Consider the following 16558-nt stretch of genomic DNA (forward strand, 5'->3'; position numbering starts at 1 on the left):
ATCAATGAAATCTTCTAGCCATATATTGCTTAATGCTTGAAATGATTCAACACCATAGGCTTTACCTATGGTGTTGACGATATTGCATTTCAGTTAGTTTTTTCCCATGTTTTCAAAAAAGTCTTTCATACGCGAGAAAAAGCCGTGCGATTGCGGAGAATTTTCATGATTAGACAATTCATCAAATTCTTGTAGCAATTCACGTTGGCGCTTGGTTAGCTTTTGTGGTGTTTCAATCGTTACTTGAATATAAAGATCGCCTTTTACCTCTTGGCGCAAGACGGGCATGCCTTTGCCGCGTAAGCGGAATTGCTTGCCGTTTTGCGTACCTTCTGGCACTTTGACTAAATTTTGTGCGCCGTCGAGGGTTGATACATCAAACTCGCCACCAAGCGCTGCCTTGGTCATTGAAATGGGGACAGCACAATAAAGATCGGCACCATCACGCTGGAAAAACTCATGGGGTTTTACTGATAGGAAAATATAAAGATCGCCATTTGGTCCACCGCGCGATCCGGCTTCACCTTCATTCGATAAGCGAATGCGTGTACCATCTTCAATACCGGCTGGAATATTGACCGAAAGCGAGCGCTCTTGCTCGACTTTGCCTTGACCATGGCATTTAGAGCATGGATCCTCAATGACTTCCCCGCGACCATGACAAGTTGGGCAAGCGCGTTCCACTGAGAAAAAGCCTTGAGATGCCCTTACACGCCCTGCACCTTGACAGGTTGGGCATGTTTTTGGTTTGGTGCCTTTTTTAGCACCAGTGCCGGAGCAGTCGTCACAAACAATATGGCTTGGCACACGAATTTGTGCAGTTTTACCGCTATAGGCTTCTTCAAGTGTGACTTCCATATTATAGCTAAGATCGGCGCCTCGTTCACGGCCGTCACTACGACGACGGCGGCCGCCGCCCATCATATCGCCAAAAATATCTTCAAATATATCAGCAAAGCCACCGCCAAAGCCGCCGCCAAAACCGCCGCCGCCGCCACCAAAGCCACGACCACCATTTTCAAAGGCAGCATGACCATATTGGTCATAAGCGGCGCGTTTTTGTGGGTCTTTTAACACATCATAGGCTTCGCCAAGTTCTTTGAATTTACGTTCAGCTTCTGCGTCACCGGGATTACGATCAGGGTGATATTGCATTGCTAACTTGCGAAAGGCTGCCTTTAGCCCCTTTTCATCGCATCCACGCGCAACGCCCAGCACTTCATAATAATCGACCTTCATATCTTGAATAATCCTGTTCTATTATTCCATTTCCATAGAACACATCTTATGAAAATATTATAGGTAGTGGCTTTAGTGAACCAAAGCCGTAGATTTTAAAGGATAACTATTGCCATTATAAATTCTCAATAGTCTTGAATTTCGAGCTTTAGACAAAAGCCCGACCCGCTTTAAAGTGGGCCGGGCTTTTTATCGTTAAAGCATTTTTACATTACTTTTTCTTATTATCGTCAATTTCTTCAAAATCAGCATCAACAACATCATCCTTGCCGCTTGCAGCATCTGCCGCAGCCTCAGGATCATCAGCCATATTACTGGCTTCATACATGGCTTGCCCAAGCTTCATGCTTGCTTCTGTAAGCCTATCACTCTTAGCGCGGATGTCGTCAGCATTATCACCTTCCATTGCTGCCTTAAGGTCAACAATAGCGGTTTCAATTGCAGCCTTATCTTCAGCAGAAACCTTATCACCATAATCAGCAACAGATTTTTCTGCAGAATGGATAAGACCTTCAGCCTGGTTTTTAGCTTCAACAATTTCACGACGCTTCTTGTCATCTGCTGCATGTTCTTCAGCTTCACGAACCATCTTTTCGATGTCATCATCGCTAAGACCACCAGATGCCTGAATACGCACTTGCTGTTCTTTACCAGTACCTTTATCTTTTGCAGAAACATTAACGATACCATTAGCATCAATATCAAATGTCACTTCAATTTGCGGAACGCCACGTGGTGCTGGTGGAATACCAACTAGGTTGAATTCGCCAAGCATCTTATTGTCGGCTGCCATTTCGCGCTCACCTTGGAATACGCGAATAGTCACAGCATTCTGGTTGTCTTCAGCAGTCGAGAACACATTAGATTTCTTGGTTGGAATAGTTGTGTTACGGTCGATAAGACGAGTAAACACGCCACCAAGAGTCTCAATACCAAGTGAAAGTGGTGTAACGTCAAGCAATAACACATCGGTTACGTCGCCTTGGATAACGCCAGCTTGAACGGCTGCACCCATTGCCACAACTTCATCAGGGTTAACACCCTTATGAGGATCTTTACCAAAGAAGTTTTTAACAACTTCTTGGATTTTTGGCATACGAGTCATACCACCAACAAGAACCACTTCATCAATATCAGCAGCGGTCAAATCAGCATCTTTTAATGCAGCCTTACAAGGTTCAATGGTGCGCTTGACGAAATCTTCCACCAAGGATTCAAATTTGGCGCGAGTAAGTTTCATGGTCAAGTGCTTTGGACCAGTTTGGTCTGCAGTGATAAATGGCAGATTGATTTCAGTCTGCTGAGCCGATGAAAGCTCGATCTTTGCCTTTTCAGCAGCTTCTTTCAAGCGCTGTAATGCAAGCTTGTCGTTCTTAAGATCGATGCCTTGTTCTTTTTTGAATTCATCAGCAAAGTAAGAAACAAGACGCATGTCAAAGTCTTCACCACCAAGGAATGTGTCACCATTGGTTGATTTTACTTCAAAAACGCCATCGCCAATTTCCAAAATTGAAACGTCGAAGGTACCACCACCAAGATCGTAAACAGCAATGGTCTTACCGTCTTTTTTCTCAAGACCATAAGCAAGAGCTGCAGCAGTTGGTTCGTTGATAATACGAAGAACTTCAAGACCGGCAATCTTACCAGCATCTTTGGTTGCCTGACGCTGTGCGTCATTAAAGTAAGCAGGAACCGTAATAACTGCTTGTTCTACTTTTTCACCAAGATAGGCTTCAGCAGTTTCTTTCATTTTCTGCAAAATCATTGCAGAAATCTGTGAAGGCGAATAGGTGTTGTCTTTTGCTTCAACAGCAGCATCGCCATTGTCACCGCGCACGATAGCATAAGGAACAAGTGCCTTATCCTTAGCAACGGTTGGATCATCAAAGCGACGACCGATAAGGCGCTTAACCGCAAAAATTGTGCCTTCTGGATTTGTCACGGCCTGACGTTTTGCAGGTTGACCAACAAGGCGCTCACCGCCATCGGTGAAAGCAACGATTGATGGGGTGGTGCGAGCACCTTCCGCATTTTCAATTACTTTTGCTGTTTTGCCGTCCATGACAGCAACGCATGAATTGGTGGTACCAAGGTCAATACCAATAATTTTTGCCATTTTTCTCTCCATTCAGCGAACCACAAGGACCTATAAAAGCGTTCCGTAAAGTGGTTCCTAATCGTTAATTTTGTTAGGCTTGAAATAAATTCCAACATAACAAGTTGATGGGTATATAAGGAGCGGTTTTTTTTACTGCAAGAGAGGATTGAGTTGTTTTTGCACTTCTTTATCAAAAAAATTGCTTTTTTTATTATTTTTTGTGTTTTTTTGCCAAGCTGTGTCATTTTTGAAGTGGATTGATAGCAAAAACTCGTATTTTACTGATTGATATATAGGTGTAGGTTTATAAAAGCCACCGTTATCCTTATATCATCGGCAGCCGTTTTCCTAATCCTTGCTTGGTGTTGGTTGCAAATAAAAACACCAACACCAAGCAACATTATTTTACAATTTTAAAAAGACCTAACGCAGGTAGCTTTCAACCAACATAGCAAAATAACTGCCACCAAGTGGGATGAGTGCGTCATTAAAGTTATAGTTGGGATTATGCAAAGGCGCACTTTCACCATTGCCAATCATTAAATAGCTGCCTTTACGCTCTTCAAGCATAAAAGCAAAATCTTCACTACCGGAAACTCTTGGCATATCGCGATTGACCATTGTGTCACCAAAGGCATTTTGGGCAACGTCAAGCGCAAATTCGGTTTCTGCCTGATGATTAACAAGCGGAGGGTAGACGCGCTTATAAATAACCTCTGCTGTTGCGCCAAAACTTTCAGCCTGCGTTTTTGCAATTTTTTCGATACGCTCTTGTAGTAAATCACGAGTTTGTGGGGTGAAACAGCGTATTGTCAGCAGCATTTCAGCACTATCAGGAATAACATTGGCGGCAAAACCTGCATGAAAACTACCAATGGTTACCACTGCCGCTTCAGAAGGTGGTACATTGCGTGATACGATTGTTTGTAGCGCATTAATGAGCATGCCACCAATGGCAATAGGATCAATGGCTTTTTCAGGCAATGCGCCATGACCGCCTTTGCCGTGTATGATGATTTTAGCCGTATCGCTAGACGGCATGAAAGTACCCACTTTACTGCCCATATAGCCAATTGGCGCATCCGGCCAATTATGCAATGCAAAAATCTTATCACATGGATATTTTTGAAATAACCCATCATCTATCATGGCTTTTGCGCCGGCATAACCTTCTTCTGCGGGCTGAAAAATCAGATTAACTGTGCCATCAAAATTCTTGCTTTCGGCAAAATAACGAGCCGCCGCCAATAACATGGCCGTATGACCATCATGGCCACAAGCATGCATCTTTCCAGCATTTTTACTGGAATAAGAAAGGTTGGTTTGCTCTTCAATCGGTAGAGCGTCAAAATCTGCTCGAAGACCAATGGTTTTGGTGCCATTGCCGCATTTTAGTTGGCCAACAACACCAGTTTTGCCAATTTGCGTTTCAACCTCATAGCCCCAACTTTGCAATAATTTCGATACAATATCTGCGGTTCGATGCTCTTCATAGGCAAGTTCTGGATGGGCGTGCAAATCTTGGCGAATAGCAACCATATCATCATTAAAGCGCATGATATGATCTTGGATGTTTTGAATATTAGGAAAATTTTGCTTTGTACTCATAGTTCAAAACCTTATCGTTTGTGACGTTTTTCATGAAACAGTGAAGCTGCGATAATACCAATAATGAGGGCTGACCCGAGATACCAAAATGGCGCCATGATATTTTTGTCTGATATTTTTAAAAGCCAAGTCACAATGATTTGTGCTGTGCCGCCAAAAATAGTAACACCAAAAGCATAGATCACTCCCGTTGCAGTTGCACGAATTGACCGCTCAAAAGCTTCCATAATCATTAAAACGCTAAATGTCATAAGAAGGCCAAGGCAACCAATGCCGATGGTATGGAAAATGAAGAATAATGTTGGTGTTGCAACAAAATAAAAATCAAAAAAGCTAGCTATAAGCGCAATGAGCAAAATTATCAGTGCAACTGGCTTACGCCGTTCCAACTTATCGCATAAAAATCCAGAAATAATTGAGAAGATTATCATAATGATACTGGCATAGCTGGTAACCAGAAAAGTCTGCGATTCTCCCATGGTCGTCACTGTTTTAAGATAATTTGGCATGTAGAAAATCAAAATATACATAAGCGCAGTGACAGGTAAAATATAAAGAACGCCAAGGCAAGTTTGTAGCAAATGCTTGTCTAACAAAACTGCGAAGGGATGGCTGCTTTGTTGTGTGTGGCTTTCCGCTTCAAGGGTTTCATTAATATGGGCACGAATATAAAGCCCTACAGGAATAATAAGCAACGAGAAGATGAAAGGCACGCGCCAACCCCAACTATGCAAGGCTTCCGTCGATAATACTGCTGTTAGACTAGCCGCCATGAGCGAACCGGTTAGAGAGCTTAAGCCTTGACCGATAAATTGCCAGCTAACAAAAAAGCCACGTTGATGACGTTCTGCCGATTCCATCAGCAATGTTGTTGCTGCACCAATTTCGCCGCCGGCAGAAAATCCTTGCAATAGCCTACCAACGACCAATAAAATCGGTGCCATAATACCAATAGCCGAAGCAGGCGGGGCAAAACCAATCAAAGCACTGCCTAAAGCCATTAACAAAATTGTCAAAAGCATAGCAGCTTTTCGGCCCTTGCGATCAGCATAAGCTCCAATCATGATGCTACCAAGCGGACGCATAACAAAGCCGACACCAAAAACGCCAACCGAAAATAAAAGCGATGTCAACCAGTCTTCTGATTTAAAGAAAACTTGTCCGATAATACCAGCAAAAAAGCTATATACGGTAAAATCGAAAATTTCCAAAAAATTGCCAATACTAGCTGCTACAATCAGCTTGGTTTTTTCAGATTTTGTGTTGAGCGCAGAACTGGTCGTTGTCTGTACTCCATTTTTGGAATGTACCATAGTTCCCCAATATCTTTTTTAATTAAGAGTTCATTTAAAGATATAATTTATATAGAATAATTAAAAAAATAAAACCAATTCGTAAGGGATTAAGATTTTTATTGATTATTGGTTCAATATAGATTGTTTTAACCATATTCGCCCCAATTGATTTGCACCCGATAATAATCGCCTTGTTGTTTTATAAATAGGCTATATTCATACTGCACATTATTGTCATTTTCTTTGTAGAATAAACAGTAATGGTGGGATTCTAGCTCAAATTTATGAGAGTGGATTTCACAGTATTTAAGTTGAAATCTTTGCTTATAAAAATTAATAATTTCTGACAGCGAGAGGGTGGTTTTAAACTCTACCACGCGATATTCGAAACTGGTCACCTCAAATATTTGAAAAGAAAGCCTAATTGGTTTGATAATATTATGTGAGGGAATAGGAAAATTTTGCAAATCTGTGGGTAAAAACCAAGCGTAAAAACTATCTTTTTCAACACCTTCTTCTAAAATAGGTGCGATAGCAAGACTTGTACAAATTATAAGTGCTAGACCAGAAAAGATGGCGAAAATGGCAACAATAAATCGGATGATTGCTTCCTTTTCAAAATGAAATGGCATTAGGATTAATTCAGTTTTCCTAATGCCAATTTATGACAGTCTATTCGTATAAAATTGAGTTTTAGCGGTTATCGCCGTCTTAAAACACTCAAAACTTCACGGCTTGGGTGGCCATCAGCTTTCAAACCATTGCGCTTTTGAAAAGCTTGAATGGCTGTTTTTGAAGCTTCGCCAATGCGCCCATCAATTGGACCATTATAATAGCCAAGGCTTTTAAGATGATTTTGCAATTCTTGCCGCTCGCTCATGCTAATGGGCGTAAAGGGCCGGCTCCAATCACGCACCAAACCACCATAGCCAGCAATTCTATCAGCCAATAAGCCGACTGCAAAGGCATAGCGATCAGCTGAATTATAACGTTTGATGACATTAAAATTCTTAGTTACCAAAAATACGGGCCCTTCGCGTCCATCTGGTAATTTAAGAGTTGCTGAATCATTAGGAAAAGGAAATGCTGAGCCATTAGCACGACGCAAGCCAAGACGCTGCCATTCAGCAAGGCGTAATGATCCACTAGGGAATTTTCCTGTAGCTGGTAAGATAACTTCATAGCCCCAAGTTTTGCCACTCTGCCAACCATTTTTGTGAAGCAAATTAGCAGCAGTTCCCAATGCATCAGGAATAGAATTCCAAATATCACGCCTGCCATCGCCATCAATATCGACAGCATAGTCTAAATAACTGGTTGGAATAAATTGGGTGTGTCCTAAAGCACCAGCCCAAGAACCAGTTAAATGTGAACGGTCAATATCACCACTTTGCAAGATTTGCATTGCTGCTATTAATTGCGTACGGCCAAATTTTGCCCGTTTGGGATAGCCATAGGCAAGGGTTGCGAGTGAGCGTATAGCATCACGCATAATATCATCGCGCTTTAAAGCTGCGCCATAATTTGATTCCATTGACCAGATAGCGAGCAAAATATAACGGCTAACACCAAAGCGCTGTTCAATAACATTGAGAACTTTTGCCCATTGGCGACCATGGGCCTGTCCTTGAGCTACTGCTTCATCTTGAACACGATTATCAAAATAATTCCATGTCGGATCTTTAAATTCAGGTTGCCATGCCGCCTTTTTCAAGACTTCAGGATCTGGCGTAGTAACGCCGCGAAAGGCAAGATTGAAAGTTTTATCGCTTATGCCCGATTGGCGAGCAGTGCTACGAAATTGCTCAATCCAGCGCATGAAACCCGCATCGGCAAAAGCCGGCGAAACACCAATAAAACTTGCACCAAACATAGCAAAAGCCGAACCAATGACCAATTGGCGGCGCGATATACCCGTAGTGGTAGGCGCATCATGCTGGCTTTGTATTCCATTCCTATGCCAAAATTTTTTCATGATAATCCTCTTTTGCAATGATCAAACCTATCATCCCACAGCAAGAGTTATTAATCCGTTTATAAAATTGCATATTATTCATATAATACAGGATTTAAGCGTGGTTTTCAAAGTAAACATTTGTTTTTCACTTGATGTACGCGTCAATTCTTAGCGGTTTTGGGATAATTGAAATAAATCAAGTCATAAATATACACTTGTTAAAATATAGTCTAATTTTGTGTACAATTAATGAAATGCGGCGTTTTGGCACATTTTTTTATGCTTAAGGGCTTGCGTTATTTGTTGAGAAAAAAATACAACTATTCATATAAAAAGACAAAGTAGAGATCAAGATTATTGTTTTAATTGAAATTTTGCCGCTAATTGCGATGGGCTTTTGAGGGAAAGTTTGATGTCATTATCGGTAAAAGTTTGCAAAATTGGTTGATGCGTAAGTGATGTGTTGCCTCGTTTGATTTGGAAATATGTCCATTTTATTCATTCCGTTATTGCAAATAGTTTTGTAGGTAAGGAGAGTAGGGGTGCCTCATTTCATCAAGCAAGGCTCAAAAACCCATTTGGGCCATAAATCGTTATTTGCCACAAGTTTAACTGTATTTTTATTGTCAACGGGATTGGCGACCGCGCAAACCGCAAGTCCCGGTGCCCCAATCGTTCTTGATGCTGTTGTTATTGATGGCAACAATGGTCGTGAAGCTGAGGTTGAACGTCGTTTCCAAGCAATGCCAGGTGGCGTTAATCTTGTGTCGCAAGATGATATGCCAACGTCAGCCAATCTTACCTTATCGCGTGCATTAGAGCAGGTGCCAGGTGTGGTTATTCAAAATTTCTTTGGTGGTAACGATCAGCCACGTATTCAAATTCGTGGCTCTGGCCTGCAACAAAATCCTGTAGAGCGCGGTATTTTAATGCTGCAAAATGGCTTGCCGCTCAATCGCGCCGATGGATCTTACATTGTTGGCCTTGCTAATCCTAGCCAAGCGCAATCTATTGAGGCTTACCGTGGGTATATGGCAAATCGCATTGGCGCAACAGTGCTTGGCGGTGCTATAAATATGGTATCCCCAACAGGTTTAAGCCAGCAAGGCGCAAGCTTTACCGCAAGTGGTGGTAGTTTTGGTCAATATAATTTTGGTGGCCAATTTGGTTTTGCCAAAGATAATTATGATGGTTTTATACAAGTCGATCATAGCAAGCGCGATGGGTTTCGCGATTATAATGCTTCAGAGCGAACGAGCATCAGTGGTAATATTGGTTTTCGTATCAATGATAGAGTAACAACTCGTTTTTTCGCAGGTTATACCGACCTTGATTTTGATGTTGCGGGGCCAGTTAATAAAGCTACACTTAAAACCCGCCCCAAGGCAATCTGGGCTGGACCTACTTTAACGCCAAATGGAGCGATTAATCCCGGCCCCAATGTTTGGCGTGATCGCCCAAAGCGCGAAGCAACTCAATATCTTATCGGTAATCGTACCAGTTTTGAAATGGACGCGCATCTTTTTGACATAGCTTTTAGCTATAGCTATAGTGATGATACTTTCAGGTATCCAATTACTGGAGGGGTGCGTCAATCGAAAAGCGGTGATTTTACGGCTCTCGCGCACTATTCCTATAATCCCGATGAAACCAAAGCCTTACCTCTTTTAGAGTTGTCATTGCTTTATGCAACGGGTTCTATGGAACGCGATTACTATCTTAATCAATCAGGCAGTAAAGGTGCAAAATTTGGTGCTAATGATCTTGATTCAACAACATTATCATTGTTTGCTGGTTTGAATGTGCCAATTGCGCAAAAATGGACATTGTCGCCATCTATTTCTTATGCGCATGCTACTCGTAATAATGATGATCGTTATGATGGGCTAAAACGGTCAACTATTGCTTATGATCCTCGTATGCCAAACCGGCTTTTACCAAATGGTGCGGTTGATGCAACCGATACAAGTTATAAGCATAGCTATTCTGGCTGGAGTCCAGCTCTTGCCCTTAGTTACGAAATTTCCGATGAGCAAACTGCTTATGTAGCTGTTAGTCATAATTTTGAGCCACCAAGCCAAGATGATCTTATAGCAACTATTAATGGCACACCAAATTCGAGTGCTGGTCGCCCTAATCCAGCAACGCCTTTCGCATCCTATGCAAGTTTTGCAACACCTGATCTTGACGCACAAAAGGCAACAACAGTGGAAGCTGGTTGGCGTGGCCGGTTTGATCGCTTCTCCTTTGATTTATCTAGCTATTATTCATGGGTTGATAATGAATTATTGAACTCTCGCGATCCTACTGGAGTGCCTCTTGCAGCTGTTAATGCTAAGGATACCCGCCACTTTGGTATAGATATTGGGCTTGGTGCACAATTTACCAGTCAGTTGTCTGGACGTTTGGTTTATACATACCAAAACTTCCGCTTTCATAATGATGCACAACGCGGCAATAATTATTTAGCTGGCGCACCGCTTCATATTATCAATGCTATGGTTCAATATCAACCAAAGGATGAATGGATTATTCAAACCAATGTTCGGTGGCTGCCAAGCAAAACGCCCGTTGATAATATGAATACGCTTTACAATGATGCCTATGCAATTGTGGATTTGCGCAGCGAATATCAAATCAATAAAACTTTAAAAATATTTGGCGAAATCACAAATCTATTTGATAAGACCTATGCTTCTTCTACAATTGTAACAGATCGAATTAGGCCAGATCAAGCAGTGTTCCTTCCAGGTGATGGTCGAGGTTTTTTCGCTGGTATTAAAGCATCGTTTTAAATAATTAGCAGTAGTTAAACGCGAAGGAGAATAGAATATCATGTTTAAAACAAACAGACGGCGTTTTCTTTTGGGTTTGGCTGCAAGTTCCTTAAATTTGCCCCATGCTGGTTCAGCATGGGCGCAAACAAATGATGACAACGCCGCCAATATTATTTGGGGGCCACCAGCAGCACCGTCGGTTGTTCCAGCTTTTGCTATTGCGAACGGTATGCTTGATGAACTTATTCCAAATTGTCAGTTTAAAGTTTGGAATAGTCCCGATCAGATGCGCGCGGGATTGACGTCGGGCAAAATTAATATGGCAATTATGCCAAGCTATAGTGGCGCCAATCTTTATAATAGAGGTATTAAGCTGCGGCTTGCCAATATTTTAACCGATGGATTGTTATATATTGTTGCGCAAAAGGATGCGAACATTACATCACTTGCTGATTTAAAGGGGAAAAAACTTGCTGTCCCTTTAAAAAATGACATGTCGGATCTGGTTACGCAAACAATATTAGAGGCTCATAATTTTGCAGAAGGTGAAATTACGATAAGCTATCTTGGCAGCCATGCAGAGGCTATTCCGATGTTGATGATGGGGCGCGTTGATGCTGCTGTCTTGGTTGAGCCGGTGGCAAGTGCTGCTATTTCTATAAGCGCTGCCGCCCATAAAGACCTCGTGCGTGCGCTAAATATTCAAGATTTATGGCAAAAGGTGACGGGTAATAAAATTTTACCGCAAGCAGGTCTTTTAGTGAGAAAAGGCTTTGAAGGTGAAGATGGAGATAAAAAAATTAAGCGTCTTAATGATATTTTCAAATTGGCAACTGAGAAAATATTGAAAGATCCGCAAGAAGCTGCCGAAAAAACAGCTCAATATCTCGATTTTCCAAGCAATATTATAGTTAAAGCTTTGCCATATAGTAATCTAGTTGTTCGTAGTGGCCGCGAAAGTCAATCATCTCTAAAAGAATTATTCGGCATATTAATGAAGAAAAATCCCGATATTTTGGGTGGACAACTTCCTGACGATGGTTTTTTTGCCGGATGATACGTTATCGGATTATGTCGCATCTCTCATGGCTTATCCGTTATTTTTGGGGGGGCTTTGCCGGCCTTGCTGGTCTTTTTTGTTTTCTAGCTTTATGGCAATTGGCACATGAGCTTTATGGCAGTTTTGTACTGCCCTCGCCACAGGAAACCTTTAAAAGCTTACTTGCATTAATCAAGCAAGATAGTTTCACTGAAGCAGTCCAATTAACGGCGTGGCGATCTGTCTGCGGGTTTTTATGTTGCGCATTGGTTGGAACTTTGGGTGGCTTATTTTGCGGATATTCCTTTGCTGCCATGCGGCTTATGCGGCCTATTATCACAATATTACTTGGAGTGCCGCCTATCGGCTGGATTGTACTCGCAATTATTTGGTTTGAAGCATCAGGTGGATCGGTGATTATGACCATTGCCGTTGCATCTTTTCCATTAATTTTTATGAGTAGCGCACAAGGAATTGCAACGCGTGATCGTAATCTTGATGCTATGGCACGTGCTTTCGGCATTGGTTGGTTTAAGCGTTTACGAACAATTTCCTTGCCGCAAATGGTGGCTCATGTCATGCCAGCTTGGTCGCTTTCGGCTGGTAGTGCGTGGAAAGTGGCAGTCATGGCAGAATTACTAAGTTATAGCGGTGGTTTGGGCGGTATTCTTGCGCAAGCACGCACCTCTTTTGATGTTCCAAAGGTAACGGCTGTTATAATGGTGGTGGTTATTTTTGCTTTGATTACAGAATTTGGCATTATTCATCCCATTCGTGAATTATTGGAAAACTGGCGCCATGCTGATGAGCCATGGGGTGTAAAAAGAAGCGAAAACGATACTGTAGCGATTAAGAAGGATTAAAGCCATGAAACTTCTGTTTGAAGACGTTGCTTTTGCCTATCTTGGCCGCAATATTGTTGAAAATATAAATTTTTCGATATGTGATGGTGAAATCGTTGCGGTTCTTGGCCCCTCTGGCATAGGCAAAACGACATTGATGCAGATGGGAGCAGGGCTTCATCAACCAACTAAGGGGCAAATTATTCGCAATTATCAACGTCAAGCGGTGGTATTTCAAGAACCGCGATTGTTAAATTGGAAAACCACCTTTGATAATATTGCTTATGGTATAAAAAATAATTTATCCCGCCAAGAAAAACACGCTATCGTGGTTAAAATGGCGGCAGCTGTTGGCCTTAGCCAAGATGATTTGCTTAAATATCCCGCCGCTTTATCGGGCGGTATGCGCCAAAGAGTATCGGTTGCAAGAGCTTTGGCCATTAAGCCCGATATAATCTATTTTGATGAACCTTTTTCAGCCGTTGATATTGGGCTGCGGCGCAATTTACAAGACATTATCATTCAACAAGCAAAAGGTCTTGGTTTTTGTGGCTTGTTTATCACCCATGATCTCCATGAAGCTTTGCGCATCGCTAACCGGCTTTTATTAATTGGGGGTGTACCAGCCACTATAATAACCGAGCGCAATATTGCTGGTATTGCAGGTGAGCGCAGTGAGCGTGATATTTTTGAAATGATGGAAGCCTATCGTGTTGATCCTGCCTTTGGCGCATTGCTTAATGGCAAGACGGAGGCTTAGATGAGAGCAAAACTATTTAAAAGCCCATTTTTTTCCGAAGGTGTCTTTTTCTTTTTCCCTATTTGCGCGATTTATGCAGCATTAATGCCGCTTATCTATGTTGTTGGTTATGGGCTTTCTTTTCCCGCTAGCGATTATATAGTGCCACAACAATGGCACGGTCATGAAATGATTTTTGGCTTTTTTTCATCTGCCCTTGCAGGTTTTTTAACCTCCGCCGTTGCTGAATGGACTGACACTAAACCCGTTCATGGTAAAGCCTTATTTTTACTATTTATTCTTTGGTTGCCAGCAAGGTTAATTGGTCTGTTTGGTGTTGATCATTTAATGATTGTTGCCAGTTTTTTTGATTTTTCTTTTTTAATACTTTTATTGTTTCTTATACTAAAACCAATCATAAAAAAGCGCCAAACGCGAGCAGTCTCATTTGCCATTTGGTTGATTATTTTAATTATTGTTGAATTTTGTTTAAAATGGGCATGGTGGCATGAGGATGTGTTGCTTGCAAGCCGCGCGCTTAATAGTGAAATTTTAGTATTTGTAATTTTGTTTTCCCTGTCGCTTTCGCGTATTCATATTGTTGTGGTTAATCTTGCTCTTGATCCAAGTGGTAAATCCAGTCCCTATCGCCCGCATCCAGGACGACGAAATCTTGCTGCTTTTTTAACCGCTTTTTATGGTGTGGTTGCATTTTTCTTGCCCGATTCAATGATGCAATATTACTTGGCATTTGCAGCCGCAGCAGCTTTTTTTGACCGGTTGGCAGAGTGGTTTATAGGGCGGGCAGTGTTTAAAACAGAAATTCTATGCTTATTCATGGCCAATTTAAGTGCAGGTCTTGGATTGTTGTTGATTGGATTATCGGGCTTCTATCCTTCAATATCGCCCTATCTTGGCTTGCATGTTTTAACAATTTTAACCCTAGGGCTAGCAGTTATCGCAGTACTTATTATTGCTGGTTTGCGCCATTCAGGTCGTGATTTGACGATTATACCTTGGCAAGCAAAACTTAGCATTTGGGCGATCTGTCTTGCCGGAATCATGCGTGTTTTGCCGCAACTCATTGATGGTTTTCCATTCGCCCATTATCAATATATGATGTCATCACTGTTTTGGAGTGCTGCTTTTATTTTATGGCTTTTTGCCTATGTGCCACTTTTGCGCCACCCACTCCATCATCATTAAGGGGTGGCTTGTATCTATAAATAGGGGGAAAAAAGCCAGATAACCCGATCAAGAAGGCGGGCAGTAAATGGACGATTTATAAGGTTTTGCAACAAAACTTGTTGGGCGTCTTGCATAGAGTTATCAATTTTTTCGGCAATTTCTTGCGCAAATTGATAATCCATAACCTCCATATCCACTTCAAAATTCAATCGCAATGAACGCGCATCCATATTGGACGTGCCGACATAAGCCCATTTGTCATCGATCACCATAAGCTTAGAATGATTAAATGTACCACCGGCTCGCCAAATATTGCAGTTGTCTTGCAATAATTGATCAAATTGCGCGCGCATGGCACGATCAACCTGTTTTAGGTTGTTTTCGCCTGGTATAACTATATCAACCCTAACTCCGCGCCGTGCCGCTGTTACAAGAGCACTTATTATTTCACGATCTGGCAAAAGATACGGTGTTTTAATACGGATGTGTTTTTGTGCTAACGAAAAGGCGCCAATGAGCATTTTATGATTGGTTTCAATGCAGCGATCAGGACCTGATGGAACGATCCGGATTATTTTGCCTTGGCCTGGTGCAAGGGTAGGGCGGGGAATAGCCCATTCAGCCCCAGTAAGCTTTTCATTGGTGGTAAAAATCCAGTCTTCGGTTGCAACATGAAAAAGATCGGCAACTGCTGGTCCCTCAATACGAAAATGGGTGTCGTTATAGGCTTGGTCCCCTGATAAAAGATGCGAGAACCCAACGCGAATATTCATGCCGCCCGTAAAGGCAATTGCGCCATCAACTATCATGATTTTGCGGTGGGTGCGTAAATTGGCGTAAGGCAGGCGTAGACCGATGATAATATTGCCGTTAAAAACATCAACAGGAACATTATGTTGTTTTAACAAATGCACGACACTTGGAAAAGAATAGCGCGCGCCAACTGCATCAATTAAAACTCGTACTGCTATGCCGCGTTTTACCGCATCAGCCAATGCTTTTACAAATTTTATTCCAATAGGATCGCGGTCAAAAATATAGCTTTCTAACAATATGCTGCGTTTGGCATTAGCTATAGCATCAAGCATAGCTTCATAAGCAAGATCGCCATCGTTTAATGCTTCAATATAATTGCCGCTTGTTTGATTGCAGCGGCTGACCTTATCGCCAAGACGGCTCATGGCTGCGCCGAAATATTGGTAATCTTGTTCGATAAGTGACTTATCAACTGCATAATCGTTGAAGTGAAAATGCTCAATTTCATTGACTTTACGGCGCTGGATGTCAACGCTTTTACGTCTAATACGATTAACGCCAATAATCGCATAAATAACCGCTCCCAAGATGGGCGAGAGGATGATAACGCCAACCCAGCCGATAGCGGTGCGCACTTCTTGCTTGGTCATTGTCGCGTGAATTGCAGCTGTTAAACCCATGACAACTGATAAAATTGCAAGAATATGGGGCCAATAATGGAGAATTAGTTCAGTCATAAGGCTCTCAATCAAAATTTGATATCGTTGTCTTTGGCTGTGCTTCATTGTGATGAGCAGCAGTTTACTTGCATTTTCAAAGTTATAACATGGCAAGAGTCATATTTACAAGCAGCCTCATTGTTAACAAGTATATTAAATATTAGTAATATGGCTAATATCCTTTGACATTGTAATTTCAGTAGTTTATTAGAAGCTAAAATAAACCTTAAGAAGCAGTCCTGATTTTTTAAATCTGCTCTACTACAATTTTTGACCAAAAAATCAATATTTTGAGTCCAGT

At 41.8% G+C, this 16558-nt stretch carries 12 protein-coding genes; 5 read left to right on the top strand and 7 right to left on the bottom strand.

The window, feature by feature from the left end:
• Positions 1 to 93: 93 nt before the first annotated feature.
• From dnaJ to N6A79_RS00685, 6 genes are all read right to left on the bottom strand, one after another.
• On the bottom strand, positions 94 to 1239 hold the full coding sequence (gene dnaJ / locus N6A79_RS00660) for a molecular chaperone DnaJ (RefSeq protein WP_268546584.1): 1146 nt from the start codon (positions 1237 to 1239) through the stop codon (positions 94 to 96).
• Positions 1240 to 1450: 211 nt separating this feature from the next.
• Positions 1451 to 3355 carry a molecular chaperone DnaK gene (dnaK, locus tag N6A79_RS00665; protein ID WP_262079435.1) on the bottom strand — a complete coding sequence of 635 codons (1905 nt, stop codon included), beginning with the start codon at positions 3353 to 3355 and terminating at the stop codon, positions 1451 to 1453.
• Positions 3356 to 3760: 405 nt separating this feature from the next.
• A complete protein-coding gene (locus N6A79_RS00670) occupies positions 3761 to 4945 on the bottom strand; it encodes a M20 aminoacylase family protein (protein ID WP_268546585.1) in 1185 nt (394 codons plus the stop codon).
• A gap of 11 nt (positions 4946 to 4956) precedes the next feature.
• Positions 4957 to 6258, bottom strand: a complete 1302-nt coding sequence (locus tag N6A79_RS00675; RefSeq protein ID WP_268546586.1) for an MFS transporter — start codon at positions 6256 to 6258, stop codon at positions 4957 to 4959.
• Between the two features lie 128 nt (positions 6259 to 6386).
• Complete coding sequence (locus N6A79_RS00680; protein WP_268546588.1) at positions 6387 to 6872, bottom strand: hypothetical protein; 486 nt, start codon at positions 6870 to 6872, stop codon at positions 6387 to 6389.
• Between the two features lie 68 nt (positions 6873 to 6940).
• Positions 6941 to 8113, bottom strand: coding sequence for a lytic murein transglycosylase (locus N6A79_RS00685; protein WP_268547612.1), 1173 nt, complete (start codon positions 8111 to 8113; stop codon positions 6941 to 6943).
• A gap of 626 nt (positions 8114 to 8739) precedes the next feature.
• Between N6A79_RS00685 and N6A79_RS00690 the strand changes: the two genes are divergently transcribed.
• Genes N6A79_RS00690 through N6A79_RS00710 form a run of 5 tightly spaced genes read left to right on the top strand, consistent with a single transcriptional unit; the run spans position 8740 to position 14800 of the window.
• Positions 8740 to 10992 carry a TonB-dependent receptor family protein gene (locus N6A79_RS00690; protein ID WP_268546589.1) on the top strand — a complete coding sequence of 751 codons (2253 nt, stop codon included), beginning with the start codon at positions 8740 to 8742 and terminating at the stop codon, positions 10990 to 10992.
• A 40-nt stretch (positions 10993 to 11032) separates the two neighbouring features.
• The gene (locus N6A79_RS00695) at positions 11033 to 12031 is read left to right on the top strand and encodes an ABC transporter substrate-binding protein (protein WP_268546590.1); all 999 of its coding nucleotides are present in this window, start codon (positions 11033 to 11035) and stop codon (positions 12029 to 12031) included.
• Complete coding sequence (locus N6A79_RS00700; protein WP_268546591.1) at positions 12028 to 12876, top strand: ABC transporter permease; 849 nt, start codon at positions 12028 to 12030, stop codon at positions 12874 to 12876. Before N6A79_RS00695 ends, N6A79_RS00700 begins: the two co-directional genes overlap by 4 nt.
• A gap of 4 nt (positions 12877 to 12880) precedes the next feature.
• Positions 12881 to 13615, top strand: a complete 735-nt coding sequence (locus N6A79_RS00705) for an ATP-binding cassette domain-containing protein (protein ID WP_268546592.1) — start codon at positions 12881 to 12883, stop codon at positions 13613 to 13615.
• Positions 13616 to 14800: an NnrS family protein gene (locus N6A79_RS00710; RefSeq protein WP_268546593.1), complete on the top strand. Its 1185-nt coding sequence runs from the start codon at positions 13616 to 13618 to the stop codon at positions 14798 to 14800.
• 14 nt (positions 14801 to 14814) lie between these two features.
• Here the strand turns inward: N6A79_RS00710 and N6A79_RS00715 are convergent, their stop codons facing one another.
• Positions 14815 to 16275, bottom strand: coding sequence for a phospholipase D-like domain-containing protein (locus tag N6A79_RS00715; RefSeq protein ID WP_268546594.1), 1461 nt, complete (start codon positions 16273 to 16275; stop codon positions 14815 to 14817).
• Positions 16276 to 16558 lie beyond the last annotated feature (283 nt).

Origin of the sequence: Bartonella sp. HY761, from assembly GCF_026743145.1 — a bacterium.
In the GTDB taxonomy this organism is placed as follows: domain Bacteria; phylum Pseudomonadota; class Alphaproteobacteria; order Rhizobiales; family Rhizobiaceae; genus HY038.